This window comes from Flavobacterium labens, from assembly GCF_048286755.1.
Lineage (GTDB): Bacteria > Bacteroidota > Bacteroidia > Flavobacteriales > Flavobacteriaceae > Flavobacterium.
This window is the reverse complement of record NZ_JBLVPL010000004.1, coordinates 255,658-267,056: the sequence shown is the minus strand read 5'-3', so window position 1 is coordinate 267,056 and position 11,399 is coordinate 255,658. Positions and strand designations below refer to the sequence as shown.

The 11,399-nt window shown below is 33.3% G+C and carries 12 protein-coding genes and 1 pseudogene; 1 reads left to right on the top strand and 12 read right to left on the bottom strand.

Annotated elements, in window-relative coordinates:
• Nucleotides 1-137 precede the first annotated feature (137 nt).
• The 8 genes and pseudogenes from ACNQF8_RS11480 to ACNQF8_RS11445 form a co-directional block, all read right to left on the bottom strand.
• Nucleotides 138-548, bottom strand: a complete 411-nt coding sequence (locus ACNQF8_RS11480) for a hypothetical protein (RefSeq protein WP_417950264.1) — start codon at nucleotides 546-548, stop codon at nucleotides 138-140.
• A gap of 187 nt (nucleotides 549-735) precedes the next feature.
• On the bottom strand, nucleotides 736-1,653 hold the full coding sequence (locus ACNQF8_RS11475; RefSeq protein WP_417950263.1) for an alpha/beta hydrolase: 918 nt from the start codon (nucleotides 1,651-1,653) through the stop codon (nucleotides 736-738).
• A 172-nt stretch (nucleotides 1,654-1,825) separates the two neighbouring features.
• The gene (locus ACNQF8_RS11470) at nucleotides 1,826-2,794 is read right to left on the bottom strand and encodes an alpha/beta fold hydrolase (protein WP_417950262.1); all 969 of its coding nucleotides are present in this window, start codon (nucleotides 2,792-2,794) and stop codon (nucleotides 1,826-1,828) included.
• A gap of 11 nt (nucleotides 2,795-2,805) precedes the next feature.
• A pseudogene (locus ACNQF8_RS11465) lies at nucleotides 2,806-3,216 on the bottom strand (DUF1348 family protein).
• Between the two features lie 40 nt (nucleotides 3,217-3,256).
• A complete protein-coding gene (locus ACNQF8_RS11460; RefSeq protein ID WP_417950261.1) occupies nucleotides 3,257-3,820 on the bottom strand; it encodes a TetR/AcrR family transcriptional regulator in 564 nt (187 codons plus the stop codon).
• A 237-nt stretch (nucleotides 3,821-4,057) separates the two neighbouring features.
• On the bottom strand, nucleotides 4,058-4,849 hold the full coding sequence (locus tag ACNQF8_RS11455) for a hypothetical protein (RefSeq protein WP_417953495.1): 792 nt from the start codon (nucleotides 4,847-4,849) through the stop codon (nucleotides 4,058-4,060).
• A gap of 116 nt (nucleotides 4,850-4,965) precedes the next feature.
• Complete coding sequence (gene xerA, locus ACNQF8_RS11450) at nucleotides 4,966-5,910, bottom strand: site-specific tyrosine recombinase/integron integrase (protein WP_417950257.1); 945 nt, start codon at nucleotides 5,908-5,910, stop codon at nucleotides 4,966-4,968.
• Nucleotides 5,849-6,010, bottom strand: coding sequence for a hypothetical protein (locus ACNQF8_RS11445; RefSeq protein ID WP_417950255.1), 162 nt, complete (start codon nucleotides 6,008-6,010; stop codon nucleotides 5,849-5,851). The genes xerA and ACNQF8_RS11445 overlap by 62 nt, the downstream gene beginning before the upstream one ends.
• Nucleotides 6,011-6,498: 488 nt before the next feature.
• On the opposite strand from ACNQF8_RS11445, the gene ACNQF8_RS11440 reads away from it, so the two are divergent.
• A complete protein-coding gene (locus ACNQF8_RS11440) occupies nucleotides 6,499-6,939 on the top strand; it encodes a hypothetical protein (RefSeq protein WP_338647908.1) in 441 nt (146 codons plus the stop codon).
• Nucleotides 6,940-7,078: 139 nt separating this feature from the next.
• On the opposite strand, the gene ACNQF8_RS11435 is transcribed toward ACNQF8_RS11440, so the two are convergent.
• The 4 genes from ACNQF8_RS11435 to ACNQF8_RS11420 form a co-directional block, all read right to left on the bottom strand.
• On the bottom strand, nucleotides 7,079-8,320 hold the full coding sequence (locus ACNQF8_RS11435; RefSeq protein ID WP_417950253.1) for a peptidylprolyl isomerase: 1,242 nt from the start codon (nucleotides 8,318-8,320) through the stop codon (nucleotides 7,079-7,081).
• A gap of 34 nt (nucleotides 8,321-8,354) precedes the next feature.
• Nucleotides 8,355-9,482 carry a peptidylprolyl isomerase gene (locus ACNQF8_RS11430; protein ID WP_417950251.1) on the bottom strand — a complete coding sequence of 376 codons (1,128 nt, stop codon included), beginning with the start codon at nucleotides 9,480-9,482 and terminating at the stop codon, nucleotides 8,355-8,357.
• 122 nt (nucleotides 9,483-9,604) lie between these two features.
• Nucleotides 9,605-10,258 carry a gliding motility-associated peptidyl-prolyl isomerase GldI gene (gldI, locus tag ACNQF8_RS11425; protein ID WP_417950249.1) on the bottom strand — a complete coding sequence of 218 codons (654 nt, stop codon included), beginning with the start codon at nucleotides 10,256-10,258 and terminating at the stop codon, nucleotides 9,605-9,607.
• Nucleotides 10,259-10,261: 3 nt separating this feature from the next.
• A complete protein-coding gene (locus ACNQF8_RS11420) occupies nucleotides 10,262-11,266 on the bottom strand; it encodes a DHH family phosphoesterase (protein WP_315206887.1) in 1,005 nt (334 codons plus the stop codon).
• Between the last annotated feature and the right edge of the window lie 133 nt (nucleotides 11,267-11,399).

The window sequence follows — 11,399 nt, the reverse complement described above, 5'->3', positions numbered from 1 at the left end:
AAAGTTGTTTCCAACTTTTTCAACAAGCCGTTGGGACGGAATTTTATACTCGAAAAATAACCAACATATAACCCTCTCAAAAGTTGTGAATAACTTTATGATGCTTTACATAGGAGTAGCTGTTATAGCCAGTTTATTTAGAACTTTATCATTTCAAATTCAAGCTCACTTTCGCTTATTTGGAAAATTATTTTGCCACTATTTTTTTTAACATATATTCCCATAATTGAGAAGTAATCTTTTTCACTTCCAATTTTGATTAATTGTCTATTATTATCAAATTTCCATTTTTTGTTTTTAGTCATTTCTAATGTCATCAAAAAAAGTTTACTTTTATTTGGTGAGGACATTTCAAAATTTCCGTTTTGTTCAAACTTAAAAATTGAAGACTTAAATCCTTCAATTAAATCTTTGAATTTTGGATCAGTGGTTTTTGTCAAATTTGTTTCAACTTGCCACGTTCCGATAATGTCTTCTTTTTTGATTGTTTGACTAATTATAATATTAGAAATTAAAAGGAATGTAAGTAGAATAATGTGCTTTTTCATCAATTTTGGTTTTAAATTGGTTATAACGTTTTAGTACTACAGCGGGTTTGGGACTAAATTAAGCCCATTCTTAGGATTTGCCACCCGAGCGATAGCGAACAGGCGAAGCAAATCATCCCAAATACAAAAATAACTTTCCATTAAGCCAAGTGCCCAAATTGCTTGTAGCGTGTGTTACCTGCTGGCTTTATTTCTGTATTAGCAACCATTCAATTAATTCATTATTGTCCACAATACTCCAAGAATGTGGATGTCTACTATTTTCAGGCTTTCTATATCCTTTATTTTGTGTAATTATCAATTCTGCTTTAGTATTTCCCAGTCTATTCAATTCGTTAATCATTGCAGAACATTCCGTAACATTCATCCCTGTGAAATCCTCTGCATTTTCTTTTAGCCACCAATTAACATCAGGTTCAGAGTAAATTCTCAAAGGAAGTTTTATTATATTCTTAATAGCTGTTTGAGTAGTGTCACTGAATGAATAAGGTGATGTTTTGTAATAATTTTTTAACGCAATTTTTGGTGACCCTCCCATTTCTTTTTCTAGTCTTTCAATCATATAAACTCTTTCTTCATCGGGAATTTTGTTTACGGATAATCTAACCTCTCTTTTACTTGAATTATAATATCTTTCAAGATCAAGTGGTGGATCAATTGCAAAAATTGCTTTTGGTTTTAGTGATTCATTTTCAGCAAATTTAATTGCTGTACTTCCACCAATAGAAAAACCACCAACATAATAATCAAGGTCAGTTAATTTATGTTTTTTCCTTACGTCTAGTATGATATTATTGAATGATTGTTGGCTTAAGTTATCAATACCAAATGACAAAACACCGTCTTGAAAAGTTGGAATAATTGTCAAAAGTCCACTTTTAGCTGTAAGTGCAGGTAAGTCAGTTTGTTCTAAAACTCTTTCGGCCGTTTCTCCAAATCCTGGAATAATAAATATATAACCAGTCCAAGGTAGTTTTGGAGGATAAATTATTGTGTAGCAATTTTTGCTAGAATCATTTTTGTCAAGAAATACTTTTTCTATTTTCTGTCCAAATGAATTTGTCAGAATGAAGAGTGTAAAAATGGTTAATTTCAGTCTTAGCATTTTAGTTGTTGTTGTTGTTTAAGCTTGTTGCCAACGTGTCGCCTGTAACCGTCAGTCGCGGATCAAAGCGAACTGAGTTATCTCTGACAATATATAACTTTCTTCGTGAAAACAGAACGTTCTGCAACCAAAATCTCCGCGATTGCGGTTACAGGCTGTTAGCAACTGGCAATTACTGCTCAACTTTCGTCATAAATACTCTAATTTTTTCTATTATTTCTTCTCCATCTTCTTCTAATGCAAAATGCCCAGTATCATAAATATTATAGTCGATTTCCTTTACATCTTTTTTGAAAGCAACTGCTCCGCTTTCAGGAAAAAACTCATCATTTTTCCCCCAAACTATTAATAAAGGTGGCTGATTATCTCTTAAATACTGTTGCCATTTTGGATATAGTTTTAAGTTGTTTTGATAGTCGTAAAATAAATCCATATTGACTTTATGTGCATTTGGTCTTGAAAGCCTTAAATAATCTAAATGCCAAGTATCTGGGTTTATTGTTTCAACATTTCTTGTTCCGTGTGTGTATTGCCATTTCAAACCGTCTAATGAAAAGGCTGGTAGTATTGCTTTTTCAGTTTCAGGATTTCGGTCTTTCCAAAGTGCTCTAATTCCAGCCCAAGCCTCGCCCAAACCTTCTAAATATGCATTTCCGTTTTGATTTATTATTGCCGTAACCTTTTCTGGGTGAGCTGTAGCTATTCTGAAACCAATAGGTGCTCCGTAATCTTGTATCATTAATGCATAAGACTCAATTTTTTTCTTTTCTAAAAACGCATCTATAGTTTTTGCAATATTATCAAAAGTGTATTCATATTCACTTGCCAATGGAAAATCGCTATTTCCAAATGATGGATAATCTGGTGCAATCAAATGAAAGTCATCAGATAACTGTGATAGAACTTTTCGGTATTGATGTGAAGATGAAGGAAAACCATGTAATAGCACTATTGTAGGATTTTTGGGATTTCCTGCCTCTCTGTAAGCAATGTTAATTCCATTAATTTTGATGGTTTTAAAAAATGTGGGGTGTTTGTGTGTCATACTTTTTGATTTATCGATAGTTTTACTACTTGTTTCGTTTTTGCATCCTGATAATGTTAATAGGATAATTAGTTGTAATAGGATTATTTTTTTCATATTCTAATTGTTTATAACCTTCTTTCTGTTTCTTTAATTTTTAAGTCATTTATGCTTGCGAACCTTTTTTTCATTAATCCATTTTCATCAAATTCCCAATTTTAGTTTCCGTAAGCTCTATACCATTGACCATTTTTATCTCGATATTCGTACTCAAATCGTACAGCAATACGATTGTCGTTAAATGTCCAAAGTTGTTTTTTAAGTTTATAATCCAATTCATTTTTCCATTTGTCAGCAAGAAAATCCTGTACTTCTTTTCTTCCGTTAATGAATTGATTTCGATTACGCCATTCTGTATCAAGTGTATATGCTTTTGAAATTTGAATTGGGTCTTTGCTGTTCCAGACATCTTCTGCCTTTTGAATTTTTTGTATCGCTGTTTCTTCGTTAAAAGGTGGTAGTGGATGTAATTGTGCCATAATTTACCGAACGTTTGTTAATTAATTACTTCAAATTTTTTTACTCTATTGAATATCGCTTTTCAATATTTTTTAAAGTATTTTTAAAAATATTTGTATCAGCTAACCCTTTTGTTACAATTAGACTGCCTTGCAATTCAATTAAGGTCTGAATGGCGTTTTGTTGAGATTCTGTGGAAGTTAATTTTAAGGCAATACCTAATGAATTAAAAGCGATAATCCATTTATCCATACCAGATTTTACCTGTTGCTCAAATAAAGATAATCCGCTATGCATAGAAAATGCTCTTAAAACACACGTTTCTTTTCCGCTATCATAAAGAATTTCAATATTTTTTAGAGCATCTTTTAATCTCAATTTTGTTGATTTATTTTCGTTCAATAGAGGAAAGAAAATATTATCATCAACCCACTGATCTATATTGTTCAATACACATTCTGCCATCTCTTGTTTTCCATTTGGAAATCGATGATAGAGGCTTGCTTTTTTTAATCCAGTTACTTCTGCTAAATCATTTAAACTCGTTCCTTCATAGCCTTTATCTCTAAAAACTTTGGTAAGTCCAGATATCATATCTGTATCTAAAATTTTCTGTGGTCTCATGGTGCAAAAATAAGTAAAAATTATTATTTACCTAACGTTCGTTAAAATATTTTTTTTCTTCTTGTTTATACACGTTGTTTCTTTTGCTTGTTGCTAACGTCCCGCGGCTTCGCGAGGTTTGGGACTAAATTAAGTCCATTATTCGGATTTGCCAAATCTTCCAAATACAAGACCAATTTCAAATTAAGCCTAAAACACAAATCTTGCGAAACCGCTGTTGTGCGTTAGGCAATTTCACTAATCTTGCTTGATGAAAACACCTTCTATTGTTGCATTCATTCCAAATTGTCCGGCACAATTTCCTTTTAGATATTCTGCATATACAAAATTTTTATAAAAAGTGATTTTGAACTCGCAATCATCACTTTCAGGAAGCTTGTATGTAAAAGAATTGTTCTCTAGTTTTATTGTGTCGCGTTCAACTTGAGCAATTGGTGGTGCTTCTCCATTTCCAACCGATAGTATTTCAAAGGCAATATGATTATTGTCAATTTTTTCAACATTGAATTCTCCACTATATGTAAATTCTCCGTAACTATATTGATAATCTCCAAAGATATCTTTTTGGTTTACGGTTTTACTTTCTGATTTTATGTGTTTTTCTGACCTGTTGAGATTTAAACTGAATTCTTTTCTGCTTTTCGGAGAAAACCATGTTCCATTAAATTTATCACCGTTTGGTTTTCCAGTAATGATTCCAGTTATATTTCCATTTTTGTCAAACTCTAATAATCTAAAGCTTTTGTCATCTTCGATTGTGCCAATTAATTTAATTGGAGTTTTGCTTTTTGTATTAAGATACGTGATTTCTCCAATCACTACATTTTCTTGTAAGGAATAGTGAATAAATATTGGTAGTTTGTTATTTATTTGACCTTCCCAGCATATTTCTTTATCAACGTCTTTTTCAATTTTTGGGCTATTAATTTTAGTTTGATTAAGTTCCGATTTTTCACTTATTTTTTCTTCTTGTTTATTTTGGCAACCAATTAGAAATATGCTTAAAATAAGATATGTAATGTTTTTCATCATCGTTTTTTTTTTGCTTACGCACAACTTATTTATATACTCAGATTTTGTGCAAAAAGATGAGTATATCTCTCTTTTTTGATTGTATATACTCAACTTGGGTTGCGCATTATTTTTTATAAATCATCAAATGGAGATTTGATATTTTGTATGCTTTTGGTACTTACATGGGTATATATTTCTGTAGTTTTACTACTGCTATGTCCCAAAAGTTCCTGAATGTATCTCAAATCGGTTCCGCTTTCCAATAAATGTGTGGCATAACTATGGCGCAACCAATGCAAACTTACGGGCTTATTTATTTGAGCTAATCTAATGCTTTTTTTTAATACTTCTTCTAAACTTCTGTCAGAATATTTTGTATTTTCTCGTTGTCCTTCAAACAACCATTTCTTTGGACGATATTCCTTGTAATAGTCTCTAAGCATTTCAATTATTTTATCGCTTATAGGCACTATTCTGTCTTTTTTTCCTTTTGATTGTTTGATGACAAGAAGTTTTCTGTCTGCTTGAATATCCTTAAAAGTGAGTTGTAAAAGTTCGCTTCGCCTTAATCCGCAAGCATAAATCAAACTCAACATTGTTTTATGTTTTGTATTTGTTAAAACGGTAAGAATCAATTTTATTTCTTCTTTGCTCAGTATATTAGGTAATACTTTCCCACGTTTAGGGCGGTGTATGGTATCAATAATTATTTGCTTATCTTGTATTGTTTTGAAAAATAGTTTTAGGGCATTAACGATTTGGTTTTGATACGATGCCGATAAATTGTTTTTTAGAATAAATTCGTTATTGTAAATGATCAAATCCTCGTTTGTAATTTCCGCAACTTGCTTTTCACGGTAAAATATTAAAAATGATTTGAGCGCTTCGCTATAGGTTTTTATGGTGCTGGGACTATATCTTTTTGACGATAGCCATTGTATGAATTTTGTAATGTGTTCAATTCCCTCGATTGAAGGGAGAGAATTTTTCAGGGGTTCTATCTTGAAACGTTCTCTATTTTCGATTGTATCCGGAATGTGCCAAACGGTTTTTTTTTTGGCTCCATCGAGCGCCATCCACTTGTTTGATTCGTGCAATTAAATCAACATCTTTTTCAAAATAAACAGCGATTCTGTTTTCGTTATTGTGTTTTATCAGTTTTGCTGTCCAAGTCATATTGTGTTGATTTTGTGATTTAAAGATACTAATTTTTTTACAAATATTCTTTTGTTAAGCCAAAAGTTCTTATAGTACCGAGGCTTTTGCGTGAGGGATAAAAGCGGAAATCCTCCCGATTTTTCTTCGGGAGATTAAAGCGGATAACCCGACCCGATTTTTTTAGCGGGTCACGCCCAAATTGTAAATTTTAGAATCAGTAGCAGTATTTGTGTAGCATTAATTTTTAAATAAAAAGGTAGTGGACTTTGCGAAAAACTTTGCGAACTTTGCGGTCAAATAATACGAGATGAAAGGAGTATAACGCAAGTTTGAAATTAACAACTGTAGCGCTATGCAAATTACATATTGCTTAAAAAAAATATAAACTAGGTATGAAATTGCCATGACAACATTTGTCGCAAACACCGATGAAGATCTGGGGATGCCATATTGCTTCGCCTGTTCGCTATCGCTCGAGTCCATTAAAAAACAAATATTATCTATATATGAAAATAAATCCAAAAAACGGAATTGACAAGCTCATTTTCGGAATGAAACAAAACGATGTTACCGCTATTTACGGTAAACCAGACAGGAATTACAAGGACGAGGATGATAATGTGATTTTTGCCTACAACAAACTAAAAATGCGTTTGACGTTCTATGTGGAGGAAGAATTTAAATTGGGTTATATCGTAGCTTCGAGTCCTGAAATGGAGTTGTTTGGTAATAAAATTATCAATAGAAAAATCAGTGATGTCAAAAAAGATTTGGCAGCCAAAGGAATCACTAAATTCACACAAGAGGAATTCGACACATTTGAAAACTATTTCAATGAAGAAAACTGGATCATTTTTCAAACGGAATTTGATGAAGTGGTGAAATTTGAGATTGGTGCGATTATCAATCAAAAAGATGAATTTGACTGGAAATTTGGAAAGAAATAATTGAAATGCCGATAACGCTGATAAAACGGATTAACACCGATTTCTATTAGTGGGTCAATACGCTTACCAAATAAATTATAAAAATAAACCCGACAGATTTTGAAGTCTGTCGGGTTTTTTATTGGTGTTTTTTTGAGAGTTATTGTTTTGGAGCTACTTGTTTTTCCAGCATTTCTAATTCGAAAACAAGTGTTGTATTAGGAGGAATAACACCACCGGCGCCTCTTTCTCCATACGCCAAATTTGACGGAATAAAAACGACTGCTTTGTCTCCAAAGGACATGTTTTCTAATGCTTCAATAAATCCTGGAATCATACCGTCTTTTTTCCCTGCTTCAAAAGGGAATGCTTGGTATCCGTTTTGAGCGGCACGGTTTGCATCAAATTTTCCGTAGTTTTTACAAACTTCCTCATAACTGCTGTCAAAAAGGGTTCCATCTTCAAAATAACCGGCATAGTGGAAATAAAATGTAGTTCCGTTTGCAGGTTTTACGCCAGTTCCTTTTTGGATTATTTTGTATGCTAATCCTGTTGGAGTAGTGGTTGCTGTTGCTTTTGTAGTGGCCAAATAGGCTTTTTTTGCAGCTACTACCGGACCGTATTTTTCAGTGTACACTTTTTTGGCTTCGGCTTCAATTGCTGCTTGTTTTGCTTTGTTTTCAGCGTTAATTGCATCCTGTTTCTTTTGGTCTTCAGATTTATTGTTGAAATAATCTGCGAACACTTTTGGGGCATCAAATTTTTTGGCTAAAATGCCTTTTCTAACGATGGTAACCTTAGTAATGACATCATTTGCAGCAATGGAGTTAACTACAGTCATTCCCTCAGTCACATGACCAAAAACAGTATGTTTACCGTCTAACCATGGCGTTTCCTTGTGGGTAATGAAAAACTGGCTTCCATTAGTAGTTGGTCCAGAGTTAGCCATAGAAAGTATTCCGGCTTTGTTGTGTTTTAAATCTGTAATTTCATCTTTGAACGCATAACCAGGTCCACCCGAGCCATTTCCAGAAGGATCTCCACCTTGAATCATGAAGTCTTTAATGACACGGTGGAATTTTAAACCATCAAAAAACGGTTTTTCTTTTAGTTTTTCATTGGTTACAAAAGTATTTTTACCTTCAGCAAGCGCGATGAAGTTAGCTACGGTAACCGGAGTTTTTTTGTATTCTAATTCAAGCACAATATCTCCTTTGTTTGTGGAAATTGTTGCAAAAATCCCTTCGATTACTGCAGGTGCTTTTACCACTGGTTTTACTGCAGGTTTCACAGCAGCTTTAACTGTTGTCACGGGTTTTTTTACCGGAACAGTTTTCTTTATAGTTTGAGAATGCACGTTTAGCATTCCCACAAATAATAAAAACAGAATTTTAAATTTCATTTTTTAAGTATTTAAGGTCTAACTTTTTAAACTGTTATTGTTGAGGCATTGTTTCCAATAATTCAATTTCAAAAATGATATTAGCACCTGGTGGAATTACGCCTCCAGCTCCCGCTTCACCATATCCTAATCGAGATGGAATAAAAATTACCGCTTTGTCCCCAAAAGATAATTGTTCCAATCCTTCAATGAAACCAGGAATCATGCCATCTTTTCTTCCGCTTTGGAAAGGGATGGGTTGGTACCCGTTTTGAGCAGCTCTGTTTTCATCGTATTTTCCAAAAGTTTTAGAAACACTTTCTACACTGGCGTCAAATAATTCTCCATCTTCCAGAAAACCGGCGTAATGAATGAAAACATTGGTGCCGTTTGCAGGTTTTTTACCGCCGCCTTTCTTTGTAATTACATATTGCAATCCTGTAGGTGTTTTAGTAGCTTTGGCTTTTAATGTGGCAAAATAAGCGATTTTTTGTTCGCGAACTTCTTTGTATTTAGCGTCGTAAATTTTTTTGTTTTCAGCATCAATCGCTGCTTTTTTCTTTTGATTTTCAGATTCTACTGAAAAATAATCGTTGAATATTTTTACCGCATTAAACTTTTTGGCAGCTTCACCATTTCTGATAATAGTAACTTTAGTGATATAGTCATTTTGTACAATCTTGTTGACAACATCCATCCCTTTTTCGACTACATGACCAAAAATAGTATGTTTTCCTTCTAACCAAGGTGTTGCAAGATGGGTGATGAAAAACTGGCTGCTGTTAGTTGTAGGTCCGTTATTGGCCATAGCCAAAACGCCGCCTTTGTCAAATCTCAAGTCTGAGAATTCATCTTTAAATTTATAACCGGTATCTCCAGAGCCAGTTCCTAAAGGATCTCCTGTTTGAATCATGAATTCCGGAATTACTCTGTGAAATTTTAATCCGTCAAAAAATGGTTTGCCTTTAAGGTTTTCATTGGTGACAAATTCATTTTTCCCTTCGGCTAATGTTACATAGTTGGCAACAGTTATAGGTGCTTTTTCGAAATCTAATTGTACAATAATTTCCCCTTTATTGGTTTCTATTTTTACATATAAACCATCAGGAAGATTGTTGTGCTCTTCTTTACAAGAGTAAAAGGAAGCAATAACTAGGAATGCGAATAGGATCTTTTTTTTCATACTAATTTAATATTTGTTTTTTATTGGTATATGGTATCGCCATTCTTTTTTATTGTTTTTGTCCCGTCCCGAAACTTCTTGATCGGGATTAAATCATGGCGATTTCATTTCTACATTTAATTTTATTGAGTTATAGTGTCACTGGGTTTTAGCACGGCTTTGGTTTCTGGTTTGGCGGCCGTAGGTATTACTTTTTGTTGGACTTCACTTTCTTTTTTATACACCATTTCTGATTTGAAATCACGTAAAGTTACTGTACAAATTAAAGGTTGGTTTGTCCCAATTTTTTTGTCGTCACCATGGTAGCCATATCCCATATTTGAGGGGAAAAGGAAGCTTACTTTTTCGTTTTTGCGCATTAATTTAATACCGTCACGCAATCCCATCATGATGTTTTGTTTGTCTACATAATAGATTTGAGGTCTTAATTCTAATTCAGAATAGATTACAACACCTTTTAAATCTTTTATTTCGTAGTCAAAAAAAGCGACATCTCCTTTTTTAGGAGTCAGAGAATCAATATCATTTTTTGTCACATAAGTATACCAATATCCTTTCTTGGAAGCGATATATTTTACGTTAGGATTACTTTTGATTAAAGCTTCAATTTGAGTTTCTTCGTTGGCAACCAATTTTTTATTGCGTGCAATTGATTTCTTCATAAAGCTTCCTGAAGTCTGTGAAATAGGCTTTCTGGCATCCTGATGCTGTTTACAGCTTGAAGCGAGTATGGATAAAAAGAACCCAAATACGATTAACGTACTAAATTTTGACATCTATTATATTTTTAGCGTTGTTACTAAACCTTCAAATTTTCGTATCGTTTCTTCCATCGATACTTCTGATTTTCCGCCGGCAGCATTACGATGTCCTCCACCATTGAAATGGTCTCTGGCAAATTGATTGACATCAAAATCACCTTGTGAACGAAATGAAATCTTGATGATTTTTTCTTCTTTATTTTCGATAAATATAGCAGTAAAAACGATTCCTTTTATACTTAATCCGTAGTTTACAATTCCTTCGGTATCACCTTTTACATGATCAAAAGAATTCAACTCGTCTTGAGTTAGCGTCGTGTATGCGGTTTTGTGCTCCGTTAAGACTTTCATGTTTTGAAGTGCTCTTCCTAATAATTGTAATCTTTCATAAGAGCTGTTGTCAAATAATAAGGTTGGAATCTCCGTATTTTCGACACCTAAATCAATTAATTCTGCAATAATTCTATGGGTTGTTCCTGTTGTTTTTGGAAAACGAAAAGAACCTGAATCAGTAAGAATTCCGGTGTAAATACAAGTTCCTATAGTTTTATCTATGTCTTCTTTTTTTCCAAGAAATAAAATGAAGTTATATATCATTTCACAAGTAGATCCAAACGAGGTGTCAGAATAGGTAAATGCGGCATAATCATCAGGTTTTTGATGATGATCTATCATTATAAATGGCGCTTTCAACTTGGCTAAAACATGCTCCATTTCGCCAGTTCGGTGTAAAGCATTAAAATCTAAAGTGAAAATAAGCTCCGCTTCTTCCAGTATTTTAGTACAGTTTTCTTTGTCTTTTTCGTATACTTTTACGGTTTCTGATCCGGGCATCCAAGCCAGAAAATCAGGAAATTCATTTGGAGAAACCACCACAGGATGATGATTGTTTTTTAATAAAAAATGATATAAGCCTAAGGTAGAGCCCATGGCATCTCCATCAGGACCTCGATGTGGGATTATGGCAATCTTTTTTGGAGTTGATAATAACAACTGTATCGCTTGAATGTCTTGTATTTTCATAGATTGCGAAATTACATTTTTTTAATGTAATGTTGAAATCATTAACAGGAATTTCACGGATTATTAAAGGCAGTATTTTTCTATTTCTATTTTCTTCAAAATGGTTTCTGGGATGAAAAGAAATTAATTGGGA

Coding starts and splice junctions, on each gene's coding strand:
- ACNQF8_RS11480 (WP_417950264.1), bottom strand. CDS start 548: ATGAAAAAGCACATTATTCTACTTACATTCCTTTTAATTTCTAATATT.
- ACNQF8_RS11475 (WP_417950263.1), bottom strand. CDS start 1,653: ATGCTAAGACTGAAATTAACCATTTTTACACTCTTCATTCTGACAAAT.
- ACNQF8_RS11470 (WP_417950262.1), bottom strand. CDS start 2,794: ATGAAAAAAATAATCCTATTACAACTAATTATCCTATTAACATTATCA.
- ACNQF8_RS11460 (WP_417950261.1), bottom strand. CDS start 3,820: ATGAGACCACAGAAAATTTTAGATACAGATATGATATCTGGACTTACC.
- ACNQF8_RS11455 (WP_417953495.1), bottom strand. CDS start 4,849: ATGAAAAACATTACATATCTTATTTTAAGCATATTTCTAATTGGTTGC.
- xerA (WP_417950257.1), bottom strand. CDS start 5,910: ATGGCGCTCGATGGAGCCAAAAAAAAAACCGTTTGGCACATTCCGGAT.
- ACNQF8_RS11445 (WP_417950255.1), bottom strand. CDS start 6,010: ATGACTTGGACAGCAAAACTGATAAAACACAATAACGAAAACAGAATC.
- ACNQF8_RS11440 (WP_338647908.1), top strand. CDS start 6,499: ATGAAAATAAATCCAAAAAACGGAATTGACAAGCTCATTTTCGGAATG.
- ACNQF8_RS11435 (WP_417950253.1), bottom strand. CDS start 8,320: ATGAAATTTAAAATTCTGTTTTTATTATTTGTGGGAATGCTAAACGTG.
- ACNQF8_RS11430 (WP_417950251.1), bottom strand. CDS start 9,482: ATGAAAAAAAAGATCCTATTCGCATTCCTAGTTATTGCTTCCTTTTAC.
- gldI (WP_417950249.1), bottom strand. CDS start 10,258: ATGTCAAAATTTAGTACGTTAATCGTATTTGGGTTCTTTTTATCCATA.
- ACNQF8_RS11420 (WP_315206887.1), bottom strand. CDS start 11,266: ATGAAAATACAAGACATTCAAGCGATACAGTTGTTATTATCAACTCCA.